We start from the raw sequence: 18,985 nt of genomic DNA on the forward strand, positions 1-18,985 counted from the left end.
ATTCTTCAACGCCTCGGCATGAATGTTCAATACTCATGCCGACGCTCATTCCATGCTAGAACCTCAAACAAAAAAAATAATGAGGAGATGGCAATGGCACACCCAGACATCCGAAACCTTGTGATTTCAGACGGCCCTGCCGCGGCGCTTTACCAACCCGGACGTATTGGCACCTTGCAGTTGCGCAATCGCTTCGTGCAAGCACCGATCTTCACTCAGTTCGCCAGCACCTTCGGTGAGGTTGACGATAAGCTCATCGAATACCATAGAGCCCGCGCCCGAGGCGGCGTTGGTCTGATCATCACCGAGAATACCTCTATCGATTGGGAAGTTGGGCGCACCGCGGGTCACCCGATGCGAATCGACCATGACAGGTTCATTGGCGCACTCAGCAACCTGGTCGACGCGGTCCACGGTGAAGGCGCGAAGATTGCCGTGCAGCTGCACCATACCGGGCGCCAGAACTCCCAAAGCAACACAGAGCGCAACGAGCCACCACTGGCACCGACAGCCGGTATCACCAGCGCATTCGGCACCCCACCGCGTGCAATCGAAGAACATGAAATACCAGGACTGATCGATAAGTATGTCCAGGGTGCCCGACGTGCGGTGGCCGCTGGCTTTGATGCCGTTGAGCTGCACGGTGCTCATGGCTATCTGCTCGGCCAGTTTCTCTCCCCTTTCACAAACAAACGCACTGACCGCTGGGGCGGTTCCCTGGAAAACCGTGCCCGTTTCGCCCTCGAAGTCGTGCGTGGCATCCGTGAACAGGTCGGTGCGGATTATCCGATTCTGTATCGGCTCAGCGTGATGGAGCCTTACGAGGGTGGTCTCTCGCTGGAAGACGGCCTGGCCTTTTGCGAAATGCTCGAGCCTTACGTTGACGCCCTGGATGTCAGTGCCGGGAACTACGACACCGCGTTGACGTTGCTGCCGATGGTACCGCCAGGATCATTAGTCAATTACGCCAAGCTAGTGAAACAGCGTGTATCGATCCCGGTGATCGGTGTCGGTCGGCTCACCTGGCTGTTCGACGAGATGGCACAAGCGGTGTCTGACGGCGAACTCGACTTCGTGGCCTTGGGTCGATCGGGTCTGGCGGACCCCGAAACAGTCAACAAGACACGGCGCAGGCAGCCGCAAAGTGTCCGCCGCTGCCTGGCGGTCAATGAGTGCATCTCGCGGTGGATGTTCAACGGCAAAGGTACCCAGTGCGTGATCAATCCGACCCTCGGACAGGAGCGTCGCGCAAGTGATGCTCGCCGCCCTGCTTCCAGACAGGAGCGAGTATTGATTGTCGGTGGCGGACCGGCCGGTTGTGAGGCCGCGATACTGGCTGCCGAGCGTGGACATAGTGTGAGGTTGGTCGAGAGAGCGGATCGCATCGGCGGCCAGCTCCATGCGTGGGCAGCTGCGAGCCCGTTTCGTATGGAGGTCAAGAACATGATCCAGTTTTACGAGAGCGAACTCGAACGCTTGGGCGTCGACGTGCAACTCAATACAGATGCGGCTGACTTGGACTTGACCCCATGGGACACCGTACTGCTTGCGACCGGTACCGTTGCGCAGGATCGCGGGCCGGATGTTGCCGATATGCTGGCAAGCGCCAACTTGCCTGTGACTGACGAGGTCACCGTATTTGGTGAAACCGAGACTGCAATGTTCGCTGCCCTTTGGCTGGCGGAGCAAGGCAAAAAGGTCAGCCTTGTTTCACCCGCCGATAGCGTGGGTATCGATACCAATGATATGCAGCGCGAGCATCTCGCCGGCCTTCTCAAGAATCTGGACGTATCGATCAACACAGCAGCAAAGGTGCCTGATGATGGTTTCGTAGTAATGGCGACCGCACGCGCGCCTTCAACGGTTCTAAAGGAGTCGGTCGATGACATTCGCGTCCACAGCATCGGTACAAGGTCCCGTGGTGGGCGGATGTATGAGGCGACCCAATCCGGTTTCTGGGCGGCGGCGAAAATAGGAGAGTTGTCATGAATGTTCGCGCAATCGAACACGTAGGTATTACCGTTCCCGATATGGAAGCGGCAACCCGATTCTTCATCGATGCCTTTGGTGCCGAGAAACTATACGACATGCTCGACGCGCCCCTGGGAGGGCCTGAGGTAGAAGCGGGACTCGGCATTCCGCCAGGTGCAGTGATTGCCTCAATCCGGATGCTGCGTCTGGGCAACGGCCCCAACCTGGAGCTGTTTTCCTACACTGGCGTCCAGCAGTTGCAGCCCGTCGTTCCGAGCGACTTTGGTATCCAGCACATCTGTATCTACGTTGATGATATTGATGCCGCCGCCGATCGCCTCGAGAAGGCCGGTGGCATTCTGCTCAGCCGACCCGGCGACCTCCCGGGCGGGGACGCAGGGCCTGGTAATCGCTACGTGTACACCCGCACCCCTTGGGGAAGCACGATTGAATTGGTGACTTACCCCTCATCGCAAGCCTATGAGCGTCACACTCACCTGCGCCGCTGGCGACCGGACTTGACCGGGCCGGGTGACCACGAAATCCAGGCGCAGTAAGAAAAGGCTTGCCAGACGAGCGGTGGAAATTCCCCCGATCGATGGCAAGCCTGTTTTGCGTACAAATTTGAAGGATGTGTTAGTTTTCAAATCTGTGTTTTCGATGCCTTCAACGTTCAAAAGCCGATAAAACTCCACAGCCAATACAAATAAAAAGGGAGTTGTGATGAGTGCCATCCTGCTAACGCCCGAAAAAATGCTGGACGTTATCCCTGGTGAAGTAACGATCAAGGGAACCGTTGAGAGCGCGTCTGATAACGGCGTGTCGATTCGGGGCTACCGCTTTGACAAAACCGAAGTCAGCATCCCGTGCATGCGCGATTACGAGTTGGTGAAATGGAAATCGGGCACGTCAAATCTGGGCTTCCACGATGGCAAGCAATGGCAAAAATGGTCCGTTGGCGATAACGACGTAACCATTTTGACCCGAGGCGAATCATCCAGGTGGTACTGGATGAACGATATCGAAGTCAGTCATATCTACATCTCGCAAGCCATGATGGCCAAAGTCGCCAATGAAGTCTTTCAACAGGATGTTGACGGTGTTTTTGTGGACCACTGCCCGCTCGTCAACGACGCGAAGCTCTCCAGACTCATGTCGACCTATGAAATGGAGTGTCTGAGTGGCGAACCGGGGAGCAGCATCTTCGCCCAGACGCTTGAAATACAGATGTGCATCCATCTGCTGCGTCAGTACGTGCGGTGTGACCTCAGAGACAGCGATCAAGCGTCTCGCCTGACAAACCTCAAACGCGACCAGCTTCAGCAATACATCGATTCGAATCTGTCCTGCCCCATTTCGGTCAAAGACATGGCCGCCATCGTCGACCTGAGTCCGTCCTACTTTGTACGAGTGTTCGGGGCGGTGTATGGCGTATCTCCCCATCAGTACGTTCAGTCGCGCCGCTTGAAAAAGGCCGAGCGCATCTTGTCGACGGTGCGCGATATTCCGTTGAAAGCTGTGGCCATGGATTGCGGGTTCTCGGACCAAAGCCATATGACCCGACTGTTTCAGGAAAAACTGTTCATGACGCCCAAACAGTATCGCGAGAAAAACGCCTCCAGGCTTTTTTGCTAATCGGCCTTGCAGTAACGAAGCCGCGCGTCGACCAATCACCCAGACACTGTCCGTGAATGTTGGCCTTATCAGCTAGCCCACTCCCCAATACCGAACATCATTGGCAGTGACCTCATGCCCGGAAAAAAGCCCGGGCAACTCCGCTTTGAGAAAATCCACCCAGGTCTTCACTTTGGCATCCAGAAACCGCTTGGAAGGATAGAGTGCATAGACGTTTCGCTCCCTGAGCCGGTAGGAGCCCAGCAGGCGCAGCAACGGGCCCTCGCGCAGCGATCGGGTTGCGGTGTAGAACGGCCAACAGGCTGATCCCCATCCCGGCCTCCAACGCATTCACCATCGCCTCGGGTACGTTGCTCTGAAAGGTGTTGCCGGGCACCACTGAATGCTCACCCTGCTTGTCACGGAACACCCACTCGTCACCGTACAATGGGTCAAGCATGCGCAGGCAGCTATGTTGATTCAGTTGTTCCGGGTGAGTGGGCAGGCTCCGACGCGCAATGTACGCGGGCGATGCGCAAAGCATGCTGAAAAATACGTCCTACCGTTTGGGCAACGAATTGTGAATCCTCCAACTCCTGGGCAATGGAGATGACCACGTCGTGTCCGTCTTCAAGGGGATCGGGGTTTCGCTGTGACAAGGTCAATTCAACCACCACGCCCGGGTAGAGCTCGCAGTAGCGGGCATTCAGTGGCGTCATCAAAACGCCCAACCCGTTCAAACAATGCAGTCGCAAGCGGCCACTGGGCTTGAGGTGAGCGCCACGCGCTTCCGCGGTGGCCTCGGCCATGTCGTCCAGAATTTGCCGCGCCCGCAGCAGAAAGCGTTCACCCGCTTCGGTAAGACTCAAGCGTCGGGTTGTGCGCTGCAGCAGACGAGCCTGCACGTGCTGCTCAAGATCAGCCACCAGCCGAGACACTTGCGCGGTGGAAAAGTCCAGCGCCTGTGCGGCGGTGGTAAAGCTGCCTGCGTCGGCTACACGCACAAAAACACGCAGGCTGCTAAGCAAGTCCATGAACCCGCCGGCGGCAACGACTGTTGCATCTGATGTAACGCTGCATCAAGTACTGCCCTCTTTATCCATATCGGTAGAGGAATAAAATTGACTCATCAAACAACGACGGAGAACAAAGCATGAAAACCTTATTGAGCGTACTGCTGGCCCTGACCACAACTGCCGTAATGGCTGCCGAGAGCAATCCGGCCCCGGCACCTCAAACCCTGGATATCGCAGAGGTCATTTCGGTAACCGATACCTCGACTGCATGCGACGTCGTGCCGGCGACGATGGTCTACATCGACCACCAGGGTGAAAGCCATAAAGTTACCTACCAGGTGATGGGCATGTGCTCGGGCGTTTGAGATACCGGGACGCCCTTTGTTCAGACCGCTATCCGGGTTGCCTGCAGTGCCAACTCATGCAAACTGGCCAAACGTTGCATAACGCGCTCGACCACTTCCAACCTGGCGACCGCACCACTGCGTAACTCCCCCATCGACTGCAACGCGACCTCGGCCCTGTCCAGGCCCAAACGCGTTGAATCGGTAAGCTGCTCAAGTCCCTGACGGGCATCCTCTGCGGATTTTTCCAGGCCAGTGGCGATCTGCCGGATCTGCGCACTGGAGTCCGCTGCCTGACGCGATAGATTACGTACCTCGTCCGCCACCACTGCGAAGCCGCGCCCATGATCACCTGCCCGTGCGGCCTCGATCGCCGCATTGAGTGCCAGCAGGTTTGTCTGCCGGGCGATGTCCTGAATGCTGCCGACAATCGCACCGATGCGTACCGACTGGCTGCCCAGCTCATCGAACACCTGATCCAGGCGCTGCAGATACTGATCGAGATCTCCAAGCACGGCAGCCGAAGACTGCATGCTCACGGCACTGGCCTGTACCCGCTCGCCCGCGCCACGCGCCAACTGGTTGGCAAAGCGCATGTCTTCTTCAGTTTGCAGCACCACTTGAATCAAGTGTTCAAGTGCCAGCTTTACTTGAGCGCCCGGCCAAGTGGGCTCCGTCACGGGCAACGACGGTAGCGGGACCACCGTAGTGGACATCACCGGGTCCGGTTCCCGCTGTACGAGCACTTCAACCACCCGCACTGGCTGATGGTGATAAAGCACCGCCGCCGCCAATAGCAACAGGTCGATGATGCAGGCATACATCAGGTGCATGTCATTGCCGACGGCGAGCAGCACCACTGCGCTGCCAGCTGCAACCAGGGCCAATCGCGCCCAGATTTTATTGTTCATACTCGTCTCCAGGTCACTCACAGCAACGTCCAGGTGTAGCTCAGGATCAGTCGGTTCTCATCGATATCGGTGCGGTAATTGGAGCGCGCCATGGCATTGCGCACCCGGACGCCAAGCCCTGCGAAGGTGCCGCTCTGCACGACATAACCGAGGTCAAGGTCGCGCTCGCGGTCCTTGCCTTCGAAGCCCTTGCCGGTGTCGACGTTGTTGCCGGTGATGTAGCGTACGGTGCTTGTCAGGCCTGGCACGCCGAGGGCGGCGAAGTCATAGTCGTAGCGCGCCTGCCAGGAGCGCTCGTCGGTGGAAGCGAATTCATAGGTCGGTACTTCGTTGCCCAGCGGCGAGATGTTGGCAAATACCCGAGGAAACGCGCTTTCACCGAAGATCCCCTGGTAGCCGACATAGAAGGTATGGCCGCCGTGCTTGGCCGACAGCAGGGAGAAAAACGCCTGGTTGTCGATGTTGCCCAACAGCTTCTTGCCATCCTCTCTCGCGTCGAAATAGCCGAGGTTGGCACCCAGGGTCCAACTGCCCAAGGGTTCGCTGTGCTTCAGGCCCAGGAAGCCTTGATGGTAGATGTCTTCCAGTTGCCCGTACCAAGCACTGACGCTGGTGCGTTTTTCGTTGAAGGCGTAATCGCCGCCACCGTAGTTGAAGGCGTCACTGCTGACCTGGCGCTGGGGCACGTAGCCGAGCATGGCCTGCATCTTCTCGTCACCGCCCTCGTTGCGCAGGTGCGTGGAGCTCAGATGGCCGCCTTGCAGCGTCAGGCCATTGACCTCAGCGGAGGTAATGCTCGCCCCCTGGTAACTGGGCGGCAGCAGGCGGATGTCACTGAAAACCAGCACCGGCAAGTTGGGTTGTAGCTCGCCGATGCGCAGTTCGGTCTTCGAGTAACGCAACTTCAGGGTGCCTTCCATACGGCTGTAGTCATCGGCCGCACGGCCATCGCTGTGCACCGGCAACAGGCCCGTGTTGACCCTGTCCGGGCTGCTGTCGAGCTTGAGCCCAAGTAAGCCGATGACATCGACGCCGACACCGACCGGCCCTGGGGTGTAACCGGACTTGGCGTTGAGGATAAAACCCTGGGCCCACTCCTCGGCCTTCGACTGTCGGTTAGCGCCGGCAATGTCCGAGTAGTCACGACTGAAGTAGTAATTGCGTGCCTGCAAGGTAACGCTGGCATCATTGATAAAACCGCTTTCGGCGGCCATCAGTTGGCTAGAAATGCCCACGGCAACAGCCATGGACAGCAGCGTATGCGTTGCATGAATGGTAGGCTTCATCGATGTGCTCTTATTGTTGTTATGTACAAGGCAAGGCGTGGCGGAAGAACTGTTGCGCGCCATGTAAAGCACTGTTACGCAGGATGCAAATCGAGGGTATTGAGACCTTAAGAGCAGCAATATCCGCTTTGCGCATATCGCTATCCGCTTTGTGCAAAGGATGATGTCGCCAGAGAAACGATTCCTGGTTTTTTGGCTCATAGGTCTTACAGTAACGAGCGTCCGCCAGCGACTGGTTCCGGGGTTCTTCAGATTGCCACCGCATTGTTGCGGCAGTGACAGGCATGACACTATGCAAGCGATTGAATCTTCATCGCACCGCAAGGACCTGTCCGTACGTGAAACTCCATCAAATCAAGGCACTGGTAGCCATCCACCAAACCGGAAGCATCAGTGAAGCCTCGCAGGTACTGCACGTCACTCAACCTGCCATCAGCCGATCGATAAAGGATCTGGAAAGTGAACTGGGTCTGACTCTGCTGCAGCGCTCCCACAGGGGAATGTCGCTCACCGACGAAGGCCGTCGCATCATTCGCCATGCACAGTTGACCGTCGAGAGCATGCGACGCCTACAACTGGAGGCTGAAAACATCAAGGATATGCAAGTCGGTGAGGTCACCATCGGTGTCACGTCCCTGACATCAGTCCTCAAAGGACTGGGAGAATGCATTGCCGGGTTCCAGGCGAAGAATCCGCGTGTTCGCATTCGCCTGGTGAATCTTCGTCCCAACCAGATGCTGCAGCGGCTCCGGGACGGTACCCTGGATTTCGCCATAACCTCGCAGCAGCATACCCAGAGGCTAAACCTGGATTGGGAGGCGTTGAGCCGCATGCGGGGCCTGGTAGTCTGTCGAAAAAACAATCCTCTTCGCCACTCCCACTCGCTGCGTCAGTTGCAGTTCGCAAACTGGATCAGCCTCGATGCCATCGACGATCACTCGTCGCAGTTCTATCAAATGTTTGAAGACAACGAGATACCTGCGCCGCAGCGGATAACCGAGTGTTCATCAGTCTTGTTGGCGCTTGATCTGTTACACCATGCCGGTGCGTTCATGACGCTCAGTGAAGCCGGAATGGAAAACACATTGCTCAAAGGACTCAATGAAGACCTGATGCAGGTCATGATCGAAGAAAGCATCCCGGAGTACCCCATCTATCTGGTCTGCATTGATCGCCATGCTTTGACAACGACTGCCCGAGATCTTTACTACGCGATCAGGAACGTGCTCTCAAAGAACCAGCCAATGGATGCGTCACGCTAGAGCGCAGCGGCAACTGAGAGACTTAAGAAAAACGCAATGATATGCCCAACGGTTAAGTCTGTTCCTTTTCCTTGGGACCGACCACCATAACCTTAAGAACATCGGGCCAAACCCCGTATTTGAAGCCTGAATTGCTTGGCACAGCGACCGTGTCGCTGTCGTCAAACAGTGCGTGTGTTCGATAATCGGGCCAAACCGCACCGATCTGGCACTGAGTTTCACTGGAACGGCTGGACATCATAACCAACAGTTAATCATCGAAGAAAAGCGCAAGTGCGCAGTGACAGTGTTTGCCGGATATTCGGCCCACAACAAAACTGTCACAGGAAATATCGATGACTACTCTGCAAGCGCCCCCTCTCCCCCGCGCCGCTGCGCCATCCGTGATCGGGTCCAGGAAAGCTACCGTAGCCTGCGCTCTGGGCAATGCCCTGGAAATGTATGACTTCACGATCTACAGCTTCTTTGCCGTGGTGATTGCAAAGAACTTTTTCCCCGCACAGTCGGCAATGGCATCGCTTCTGATGTCCCTCGCTACATTTGGCGTCGGCTTTCTGATGCGGCCGGTCGGCGCGCTTGTGATTGGTCGCTTTGCCGACCGCCGTGGCCGCAAGGCCGCTTTGAGCCTCACGATCAGTTTGATGACTTTCGGCACAGCGATGATTGCCTTCGCGCCTTCCTACCAGGACATAGGCTTGTTCGGCACCTTGATGCTAGTGGCTGGCCGCCTCACGCAGGGGTTTTCGGCGGGTGGTGAAATCGGCACTGCGTCGGTCTACCTGATGGAATCCAGCGCTACGGCAAATCGCTGTCGCAATGTGAGTTGGCAGGCTGCCAGCCAGGGCTACGCGGCCATGGTAGGCGCAGGTCTGGGTTTATTGCTAAACAACGCGTTGAGCGCAGAAGACCTTGAAAGCTGGGGCTGGCGCATCCCCTTTGTGCTGGGGTTGCTCATCGGACCGCTAGGTTGGTACATCCGTCGCTGCCTGCCGGAAACCCATGAAGCCGAGCCGGCCAAGCGCGACGGTCGACTGCGCGATCACATCGATCTGCGTCACACCCTGCTGGCGATCGGCCTGATGGCCAGCGCCACCATCGGCATCTACCTGTTCATTTTCTATATGCCCGCCTACCTGACGGTCACCCTGGGTTACCCGCAACGCAGTGCCTTGGCTATCGCCTGCGTGGCAAGTGCCTGCCTGGCAGTCATTACGCCTCTGGCAGGACGTTTTGCCGATCGCCACGGCCTGCGCAAGAAACTGCTGGCCTGGACGATCACCTTGCCCGTGTTGCTGGCGTGGCCAGCATTCTATGTACTCAGTTTGAGCACCGATTTGTTTGTGGCGATGTTCGTCATAGCGATTCTGGTACTGCCTGGCTGTATCGGTTCGGGTGCCTTCTTCGCCCTGATCATGGAAGCCTTTCCGAAAAATCGTCGGGCCCTGGGCACCGCCGTCAGCTACAGCTTCGGCGTCACGTTGTTCGGTGGTTTTTCCCCTTTGATCGCCACATGGCTTACGTCGGCCCTGGATACCCCCCAGGCACCGGCGCTGTACCTGCTCGCCGGCGGCGCTCTCAGTCTGGCGTGCCTGGCGGTATTCCCCGAAAACCCTGGTCGGGAGTGACCTGATGAATGCAATAAACCAAACCCGGCCCCTTGCCGAACTGGACCTGGACGCTTTTATCCAATTGCGCCGGGACATCCACCAGAAACCGGAACTGGGCGCGCATACCCCGCTGACCGCCGAGTTGGTGGCCAGCAAGCTGGAAAGCTGGGGCTACGAAGTACATCGCGGTATCGGTGGGCATGGCGTGGTCGGCGTACTGCGCCGAGGCAACGGAACTCGCCGCTTGGGCTTGCGTGCCGACATGGATGCCCTGCCAATGCAGGAGAAAAACCGCTTTGCCCATGCCAGCCAGATCGAGGGCCGCATGCACGCCTGCGGCCACGACGGCCACACCGCCATCCTGTTGGCAGCCGCGTGGCGAATCGCTCAGTCGTCGGACTTCAATGGCACGCTTAACCTGATTTTCCAACCTGACGAGGAAGGTCTGGGTGGAGCCAAGGCCATGATGGACGACGGCCTTTTCACCCGTTTTCCTTGTGACGCGATCTTTGCCTTGCACAACTTGCCGGGAATACCGGTGGGCACCGCTGTGGCCCAGGAAGGTCCGACCATGGCCTCTTCGGAATGCGTGCGCGTGTTGATCAAAGGTCGCGGCGGCCATGGCGCAATGCCCGAGCGCGCCGTCGATCCAATACCCGTGCTGGCCAGCATGATCAACGCGATCCAGACAGTGAAGTCGCGCAATCTCTGCGTCGATGAACACGCCGTGATCAGCATCGGCATGGTCGAAGCTGGCAGTGTCTACAACATCATTCCCGACACGGCATCGATGCTGATCAGCGTGCGTACCGACACTGCGCAGACCGAAGGCAAAATCAATCAGCGCCTGGCGCAAATCGCCCAAGGTCATGAATTAACGTTCGGCGTCAAAGTCGAACTTGAAACCACGCAACTGGCGCCAGCACTCGTCAATAGCGTGACGCAAACGCAGATGCTTCGCCAAAGCCTGGCGCCGCTGTTCAAGCCCGGCCACTTGTTGCCACACGCGGCGAAGATCATGGCGACAGAAGATTTCGCCTGGATGCTGACCGAGGTTCCCGGCTGCTACTTCTTCCTGGGTAACGGTGAAGGCGAGTTTCATGGCTGCTCAGTGCATAACCCCCACTACGACTTCAATGACGAGCTGATTCGCATTGGCTCTGACTGCTGGCTGAAACTTGTGAAGGATTATCTCGACTGATGCCGCAGGCTCGGATGGCGTCTTCATCGATGCCTGATGACTCGAACCGCTAAACCAACAACCCAATATCCGAACGACCACCAGCAAGCCGCTTGCGGCCTGCTGGACAAGTCGGGCCACGCCCTGCCCGTGCAATAACTTCATAACGATTACTCGGCGACTTTTTTCTTATCTGCCCTAAAAACAACAACAGGCAAAGTCTATGTATCGCAAAGGTAATTTGGCGCTTTTCACCGCTGGCTCGCTGGCGGCCGCAGTTTCTACTTCTCAGGTCAATGCCCGGGAACAAGGGGTTCTGGAAGACAGTTCACTGACACTTAATACCCGACACTGGTATTCACACGAAGTTGGCCATAAGGCCACGTATTTCAAATTGCAGACCCCCGACGGCGTGCGCAAGCTGCGTGACCGGACCGCCTGGCTGGAAGGTTTCAGACTCGACTTCGTCTCCGGTTTTACTGAAGGTCCGGTGAAGTTTGGGCTGGATCTTTCAACCTTCTCGGCAGTCGCGCTGGAGCGCAGCCGGACAGCGGCAGCAGGCGGCAGTAATCGAATGTTGGTGGACAAGGACGGCGATGTGGTCGATGACTGGAGCAAGCTCGGTATCGCGGCGCTGAAGTTCAAAGTTGCCAACACACTACTCAAGGTGGGCAGGCAGCAAGTCAGGACACCGATGATGTCCTACACCGACACCCGTACATTGCCTTCGACGTTCGATGGCGTATCCCTGGAAAGTCGTGACGTCGAAGGTTTGACGATCAAGTCTGGCTACTTCGACAAGGGCTCGCCGCGCACCGGGGCCGGAAGCCAGGATTTGAGCCCCACTTACGGTTCGCCCCTGGTCACCAGTGACTTTAACGCTTACGCCGGGGCCGACTACGTGTCGAGCGCTGGCTGGCGCAGCAGCGCCTATGTCTCTCGTTTCGACGATATCTGGGATCGCGAGTATTTGGGCCTGGGCATGAAAACCAACTGGGGACCGGTTAACGTCGATGTGCAACTGGATGCCTATAACACCCGGTCGAGTGGTCGCGAAATTGGCGGCAATATCGACCAGCAGGCCTACGGCCTTAGTATCACGCCCCAATGGCGCAACCACTCGCTGAAGATCGGCCTGCAGCAAATCAAGGGCGACGAATATTTCGATTATCCCTTCGAATCCAATGCCATCAACCTGCCCAATACCATGATGTCCTTCTTCAACGGCCCCAATGAGCGCTCGATTGGGGTGTTCTACAACAACGATTGGGTCGCTTATGGTCTACCTGGTCTCAAGACTACGCTCTGGTACATCAAGGGCATGGGCATCGACGGCAGCCATTACGACGGTGGCCCAAACGGCATCTACAACTCGGTACTGAAGCAACGGGGTGAAAGCCACTATGAAGTGGGCGGCAGCGCCAGCTACACAGTGCAATCGGGCACCTTCAAGAACATCAGCCTGATCACCAGTTATTCCACCCACCGAGCCAGTGAATATCAACTGGAAGGTAATCTTGATGAGCTCAGGCTTATCATCAACGTACCGATCAAGGTGTTCTAAGCCAACCCGCGGCATGTTGGCCCGATGAATTAGTGAAACGACCGCAAGGCACACAACCGGCCTTGCGGTCCATGCACCTGGCGGTTTATTCGACGTGTTCGAACTCAGCCTTTTCGCCTTTGTCGGGAATAGAGAGAGGGGTGCCCTCGACACCCGAGTAGGTCACAATCACGACAGCCGTCTGATCGCCGGTTACGCCGCGATGGCTAGCCCCCACCGACTCAGCGAATGCTTGCCCGGCGGTCACCTTATGACGCGTCCCCGACGCCCTGTCCTCAATCGTTAATTCCCCTGACACCACGTAGGCCGCGTTAGGAACGGGATGGTGATGCCAAGGCAATGCCGTGTGGGGAGGGATGGTAATTTCCAGTATCGAGAGTTGCGGCTGCCCCTTGGGGTAAGGCTGATAAGGCGTCCCGTCCCACGAAACGCTCTCCTTCAATGCAACTTTCGCCTTGATTTCAGGCTTGTCAGCGGCCTGTGCGACACTGGCGAGTGTGGTCGCAACGAAGAGCAGGCTGGCGCAAATATTGAGTATCTTCATGACTTCCTCATAACTGTTATTGTTCTTGAGAGGTCAGTTTCAGAGGTTTTACAGAGAGATGTATTGAATAATACTGCACACCTTTTGAATAAAACTTGTGAAATTTGGCGCTGCGCTACTCGATTTTAACGTGGTCGCATTGCTTCAGGCAGTCGACTCAGATGAGATGTCAATCACCATTACGCTCAACGCGGTAGTGACTATAAAATTGGAGCCAAAAAAGGCTCCAGAAATCTCATTGCATCGCAATCAAACAGAACGCCTTGACTAAATTATCATCATGGCTTTATAAGGACTTTGATCGTGATACCACATTACGGAAAGTTTATTATAAGTGCCATCTGCTGATATCCAACAGGAACTGTCCATTTCGAAATCTGAACGACATACCGTTCTCCAGCGGTACATAGTTCTGCGAAAATAAAAAAAATCGTTCGTGACGGACTGAGTGCGCAGCAGTATATTAAAACTCCTTCCTCTTGTTACATTGCTCTGTATATCCCCCATGATCTTTAAAAAGATGAACATAATTAACTTGCGAAGTTCTGCAGGCTTTATGTCTGGCTCAATGTATCTAAACAAATTATCAAAACACGACTTCTCACTCGCAACGCTGTTCGGTGTAGGCCAGATAGCACAGGCCAGTTTAAGTCTCAGTACGACATAGGCCAAGGCTGGCACACATAAAGGCGCCCTAGCTTCATGCATTGGCATATAACCTGTAAGAGAATTTATCTTTAGGCAACACTCATCATGGTCGGCTAGGTATTTTTGCTTGATCTCTAAGCAATAAAATGCAACATACTCTCGCAAGTTGTGATACTGTTCAGTTGCCATCTCAGATAGTGGAAGGTTATTGTGAAATTTTATCCAGTAAGCTTTCTGCCCTCCTTCAATCATCCCTAATAGTCGCTCAGTAGACGTTAATTTGTACCTTGCCTCTAATGGAGCGATAGCTGAGTCTCGAGTTACATCGCTGTAATAATCTTTGCACAGCTGAGATGATTGAGACGCGCCTTGTACAATAGAGCGATACCAGTCTGAATGAGACTTCCACACAGTCAGCGCACTCAACAAATCCGCTCTTTCTGAAAGATCTAAATGTCCCTCACTGATGTCTGGCCAGGATAATTTACAGGTACGGCAAATTATATCTGTTCTTCCAACAGTTACAGGGCAATCAAAGTACGAGTCAATCGGAATGGTTCCTAAAAATCTATTACAGCAAAGTCCGCACATTGAAAGTAGGTTGCAGCGATGCACCGCGCACATGCTAATACTTTTAAGCATAAAGAATACTGAGTGATATCCTGCTCGCATGCATTCCGGACAGAATTTAATTGTTTCTCTTGGGTCTAATAAATACTCCGTTGGGCAGTATGTGATTGGAAGATGATCGCTAGGAGTATCTGTAATTCCGAGCAACCATTCAGGAGCTTCAACTGGGAGAAAGTGAGCCTTTTCGGATATCTTATACTTGCTTAGGATTTTTGATCTTCCAGTGTACATCTCCCTGATGAGCTTATAAAACAAAGACAAATATGATTCATATTTATTTGCATTAATTAAAGATGGAAAGTTGGTCACATTATCTCTCCCTTTTCGACTGCAACGCAAAACTCTTGAAATCCACTTACCTCAACAGCATCAAAAATATCGCCAGGTGAAACTGGAATATCTATACCATCGGACATAGAGCAAATTAAATGAAAATAACGTACAACCGTTGCTACATGCTCCATGGGTAAATTGGAAACGTAACAGCCCGTCGCAACTTTATGCATCTCATCCCAAATTGAATCAGCGAGCTCGCTGAGTCGCCATCCTTCACCAAAAGATTTCGGAAAGAAATGCTGCGTGTAGGAAACCCCACTTCCCTCTGGATATAACATATCTGTATCGTATAGACCAAGAATTAATCTCAAGGATTCTTTAGAGTTAATGCCAGCGACATGCCGTAGGTTACTTAAAAAGCGAGAAATAATCTGCAATTGAGAAATATCTTTAAAGTCACTCACAATTTGTTCCAGCTCAGGCATTCCAAACGATATGACGGTGACCTTTATGCCTTTATCATCCATCTCATTAACCATATCGGCAAGTTGAAAGAAATCAGCAGCAGCAAATCGTTGGAGTTCATCGAATAGCAATATCAGATGATTTTTTTGTTTCCGACGCATGCGGCGAACAATGATATCAATTAAAATATTGAATACCTTAATAGAAGACGACCTACCTACCTCTATGCCCTCCTTAACAATCAACTGATTTACAATTGTCGACACATGCCTTGCGTTTTCCCTTGCAACAGCAATCATGCTGATTAAATATGTATTAGGAAAACGCTTAGGTATTTCGACACGCAGGGCCTTAAAACACCTTGTCTTACCTACTCTAGGAGGGCCGTAAAAAATAACCCCTGTTTGTTTCATTGCAATTTTAAAAAAGGCTTGCTTCACTACCTCCCTAAGGACTGGAGTATGTAGTCGAAAATACGTACTCAAGGCAGGATGCTCATTTGCCTGATATTTTTCTTCTTCGAATTCAAAATTTAAATTCATCCATTACCTCCCACTTCGGCGTCTGTTTCTGTTGTATGCCATCAGAAAAAGTGTTTGGTGTTGCAATGGGCACCGGCTTTCCTTGCGATGTCGTCAGTGGTAGATGATTTTCACAATTTAACTCGTCGTCCAGACGTTTAAGCTCTCTATTATTGGCTGACGACTTCGTCGTTACTAGATAGTTGCGGTAGACAACAATAGGACTTTGCCCAGCAAATATCTGAAATACTTTTTTATCATGAGCTCGGTTTATCAATTTTCTTGTTTGTATGCTATGCTTGTAATCCCTCCAAGCTGCCTCTACGAGCAGTTCTCCGAGCTCTATTCCATTTTCAAGGTAAACCGTTACTTTCCTATAGTCTGCTGGGTTAATTTTCACATAAACATACTGCCCTATAAGCTGAGGCATGTCCGAAAACTCACGACTCGAGTATAAGGCCTTATCGAGCTTTACTCTCGGTCTAACTCCATTGGCTAGACTGCCTTGCACCCTAACCTTTCTCGTAATTAGCCCAATACCCTTGACATCTACCAGGACACTGGACATGACAGGGATGAATATATCGCTGCTATTCAAATATGCTGCAATTGCCTCTAAAGGGCTATTCGACTTATTGGTCCCGCTCATAGGGGTGGCATTAAAATTTGCAATATAACAGTCAAGCACCTCCAAAGCCTCATCAACATTTATATTGTAATAAACAGCAGCTTTACCAGGGTCTTCAGATCTACCGTCAAACGGATTTCTTCCCGTAGTTGACGACAAGGTGTGCAGCACTCTGTTTGCTATTGTCCCAAACAAACCTTCGACAGTACTTCGTCGAGAAGGCAGATTGAGGGGGCCGTAGTCAATTGCTATGCCTAATACATCCAGACATAGTTCTTTTACGTCGTTTGCGTAGTGCTGCATTGCGTTATCAAAGTATATCGCCGTGATACAATGATATTTGATTTCAGGGTGGACGAAGGCGGGCATTCCTGCTCCCGGAACGTACTTAAGATCTGGAAACGAAAAACTGACTTGAGGACACCAATTCCCCAGAAACGCATCACAAATCACCTGAAATACATCTAGCGCAGTCACTTCTGATGCGAAAACATACCTAGCCGCAAAAACTGCCTTGGACCTTCGACAGCGAGCACAAATTATCCAAAATCTATCGATCACATCTTCAGTCGTTAGTCGGCGATCTCCTTTGAGGTTTAACACGAAAATACCGTCTAAGAAATGAGAGTCTATTTCCAGGACATCCAAGACATCTATATTGCATAATAAAGGCTCAATGCCTCGCCCTATAAAGGAGCGGATTGAGCTTTTTGTACCCCCGACTACCAATACACCGCTACTGAAATTACTTTCGAGAATATCATCTATGAGGGTACAAACAGTTCGGTTTGCCGCTCTTTGTTGAGACAATGGCCATTCATGCTCCTTTACCCCATTGGCCCTACATATATTATAAAAATCTTTACAAAGAATTGTTTTCTGATATCTAGTCCCTTTCCCGACAGGAGCATCCAGGCTTAAGACCTTTACAACAAATTCACTTTGAATGTCAGGGTTAGCCCTCAAAAGCAATCCCATTGCTCCTGCCATACCACCTTTCTGCTCTGTCCTTTTTTCGGGAAGTGGTTTTTTTCTTTCATACTGCTTTATTCTTTGTCCTGGTATTAAAGCAATTTCACCCAAGCAAATACCGTCATCCGCTCTTGTTTTAAATCTTTTTATCAACCTAATAATATTGGACCCTGCTACTCCGGTAGCATCACTAACCTCTTTTAACGAAACTCCATTCAGTCGCATAACGACAGCGTCGCGCCGACGCAGGAAGATATCTCTGGCACTTTCATCCAACAATGAAATCTCAATTTTTTTATACTTAAATCCCGCCGGATGCTCACTCCAATCATTCATGGCGCAACTCCCACAAAGAGCCATACATAAATGGAGTTTCAACAAAGCTCAAAGCAATCACGCCAGAATTATAAAGACGATATAGTTGCAGCATTAGCGCTGACTTACTAAAGTCCCCCATATCTGTTAAATATTTAGCGACAATTCCACGACGCATTTTTCCTATATACGCATCTACGCCATCAATAAGTCCCGGTGAAATAAACTGGTCTTTATTCGCAGTAAGGAATGCCGAGAGCCTGAGAAGAGGAAATACATGATGGCGTCGCGGCACAAGATCCTCATCAGATATATGCCGAAACTTAATATGCGTGGCGCGCCATAATGCGGCGTCTATTGATTTTTCACGACTTTTAGCTAAATCATTTTTTTCGACTGATATAAATTGATATTCAAGCCCGCAAGAATACTGCACTAATGCACGATACTTTATATCGTGCATAAGTCCGTCGATCAAAATGTTAGTGCTGAAATCGTCAAATTTAAAGGTTTGCACATTAGGATTAAATTCTAAATTGAGAATCCAATGCGCTACCTCCCTATCGCTAACTAACTTTAATATCACTCCAGTTTTATTGCTGTAAACCAGCCAATAGTTTCCGAAGGATTTCTTGCGAGAGGTGAAATTGTAGGTTTTACTTTTCCCAGACATAGCATTCCCCCATGATTAACATGTGGGAATGCGGGCCCATTATCTCAATTCCTTATGCTTGGAGCATCCCAGAAAATCCTGAGTTGATCATAGGTCAATTTCGCAGGTTAGCAAGGCGGATGGTGTGATATCGTTAGTTTCGTTCACTTCCGTTCTTCCTACACATACAATCTCATCTGGAGACTTTCATGCGATTCAGAGGTTCGTGGCTGGATCGAAAAATTGTCCTCTCCTAGAGACTGTTGTTACCTCCCCGGTTTTTCACAATTACTGTGTCTACAAATAATCATCGACTGCTGACCCGCTAGGCTAAGGCTGTAAAGTCGTCCAATAACCTAACCAGGCTTACGTCGTTTTGGCTCTAACTCATTGAAATAATAGTGAATTATCATTAAATTGTTTTTTATCATTTTTACTTCAGAGTAGTCCTGGAAACCTGAGATTTCGAATAAAACCTGGATCTGAAAATCAAGGCGTTACCTGGTGCGGCGAATCCGTGTGCGCGGCGCACTGGCAACGACCTCTCACAATATTTTCACATCGTCTTACGTACAGTCG

14 protein-coding genes and 2 pseudogenes are annotated in these 18,985 nt (G+C 52.5%); 8 read left to right on the top strand and 8 right to left on the bottom strand.

Features of this window, described 5'->3' with window-relative positions:
• The first annotated feature begins 93 nt into the window (after positions 1-93).
• From SOP85_RS01770 to SOP85_RS01780, 3 genes are all read left to right on the top strand, one after another.
• A complete protein-coding gene (locus tag SOP85_RS01770; RefSeq protein ID WP_323625870.1) occupies positions 94-1,989 on the top strand; it encodes an oxidoreductase in 1,896 nt (631 codons plus the stop codon).
• Positions 1,986-2,528: a VOC family protein gene (locus SOP85_RS01775; protein ID WP_323625871.1), complete on the top strand. Its 543-nt coding sequence runs from the start codon at positions 1,986-1,988 to the stop codon at positions 2,526-2,528. Before SOP85_RS01770 ends, SOP85_RS01775 begins: the two co-directional genes overlap by 4 nt.
• A gap of 166 nt (positions 2,529-2,694) precedes the next feature.
• Positions 2,695-3,606, top strand: a complete 912-nt coding sequence (locus SOP85_RS01780) for a helix-turn-helix domain-containing protein (protein ID WP_323625872.1) — start codon at positions 2,695-2,697, stop codon at positions 3,604-3,606.
• Between the two features lie 72 nt (positions 3,607-3,678).
• Here the strand turns inward: SOP85_RS01780 and SOP85_RS01785 are convergent.
• Positions 3,679-4,619, bottom strand: a pseudogene (locus SOP85_RS01785) (LysR family transcriptional regulator).
• Positions 4,620-4,738: 119 nt separating this feature from the next.
• Between SOP85_RS01785 and SOP85_RS01790 the strand changes: the two are divergent.
• Positions 4,739-4,966: a DUF2790 domain-containing protein gene (locus tag SOP85_RS01790; RefSeq protein ID WP_323625873.1), complete on the top strand. Its 228-nt coding sequence runs from the start codon at positions 4,739-4,741 to the stop codon at positions 4,964-4,966.
• A gap of 20 nt (positions 4,967-4,986) precedes the next feature.
• Here the strand turns inward: SOP85_RS01790 and SOP85_RS31310 are convergent.
• Both SOP85_RS31310 and SOP85_RS01800 read right to left on the bottom strand, forming a co-directional pair.
• Positions 4,987-5,379 (bottom strand): annotated as a pseudogene (locus SOP85_RS31310) (methyl-accepting chemotaxis protein); the annotation flags it as partial.
• Between the two features lie 494 nt (positions 5,380-5,873).
• Positions 5,874-7,142, bottom strand: coding sequence for an OprD family porin (locus tag SOP85_RS01800; protein WP_323625875.1), 1,269 nt, complete (start codon positions 7,140-7,142; stop codon positions 5,874-5,876).
• A gap of 338 nt (positions 7,143-7,480) precedes the next feature.
• Here SOP85_RS01800 and SOP85_RS01805 point away from each other — a divergent pair, with 338 nt between their 5' ends.
• From SOP85_RS01805 to SOP85_RS01820, 4 genes are all read left to right on the top strand, one after another.
• Complete coding sequence (locus SOP85_RS01805) at positions 7,481-8,404, top strand: LysR family transcriptional regulator (protein ID WP_323625876.1); 924 nt, start codon at positions 7,481-7,483, stop codon at positions 8,402-8,404.
• A 335-nt stretch (positions 8,405-8,739) separates the two neighbouring features.
• The gene (locus tag SOP85_RS01810; RefSeq protein ID WP_323625877.1) at positions 8,740-10,029 is read left to right on the top strand and encodes an MFS transporter; all 1,290 of its coding nucleotides are present in this window, start codon (positions 8,740-8,742) and stop codon (positions 10,027-10,029) included.
• Positions 10,030-10,033: 4 nt separating this feature from the next.
• Positions 10,034-11,212, top strand: a complete 1,179-nt coding sequence (locus SOP85_RS01815) for an amidohydrolase (RefSeq protein WP_323625878.1) — start codon at positions 10,034-10,036, stop codon at positions 11,210-11,212.
• A 202-nt stretch (positions 11,213-11,414) separates the two neighbouring features.
• Positions 11,415-12,755 (top strand): OprD family outer membrane porin, encoded by a 1,341-nt coding sequence (locus SOP85_RS01820; protein WP_323625879.1) that lies wholly within the window; start codon positions 11,415-11,417, stop codon positions 12,753-12,755.
• Between the two features lie 85 nt (positions 12,756-12,840).
• Here SOP85_RS01820 and SOP85_RS01825 read toward each other — a convergent pair whose 3' ends face one another.
• The 5 genes from SOP85_RS01825 to SOP85_RS01845 all read right to left on the bottom strand — a co-directional run bounded on the left by SOP85_RS01825 (position 12,841) and on the right by SOP85_RS01845 (position 18,427).
• A complete protein-coding gene (locus SOP85_RS01825) occupies positions 12,841-13,299 on the bottom strand; it encodes a cupin domain-containing protein (protein WP_323625880.1) in 459 nt (152 codons plus the stop codon).
• Between the two features lie 267 nt (positions 13,300-13,566).
• Positions 13,567-14,886 (bottom strand): hypothetical protein, encoded by a 1,320-nt coding sequence (locus SOP85_RS01830; protein ID WP_323625881.1) that lies wholly within the window; start codon positions 14,884-14,886, stop codon positions 13,567-13,569.
• On the bottom strand, positions 14,883-15,860 hold the full coding sequence (locus SOP85_RS01835) for an ATP-binding protein (RefSeq protein ID WP_323625883.1): 978 nt from the start codon (positions 15,858-15,860) through the stop codon (positions 14,883-14,885). Before SOP85_RS01835 ends, SOP85_RS01830 begins: the two co-directional genes overlap by 4 nt.
• On the bottom strand, positions 15,844-17,775 hold the full coding sequence (locus SOP85_RS01840; RefSeq protein ID WP_323625884.1) for a hypothetical protein: 1,932 nt from the start codon (positions 17,773-17,775) through the stop codon (positions 15,844-15,846). Before SOP85_RS01840 ends, SOP85_RS01835 begins: the two co-directional genes overlap by 17 nt.
• A complete protein-coding gene (locus tag SOP85_RS01845) occupies positions 17,768-18,427 on the bottom strand; it encodes a hypothetical protein (RefSeq protein ID WP_323625885.1) in 660 nt (219 codons plus the stop codon). Before SOP85_RS01845 ends, SOP85_RS01840 begins: the two co-directional genes overlap by 8 nt.
• Positions 18,428-18,985 lie beyond the last annotated feature (558 nt).

This window comes from Pseudomonas sp. YuFO20, assembly GCF_035064975.1.
Classification (GTDB): domain Bacteria; phylum Pseudomonadota; class Gammaproteobacteria; order Pseudomonadales; family Pseudomonadaceae; genus Aquipseudomonas; species Aquipseudomonas putida_AE.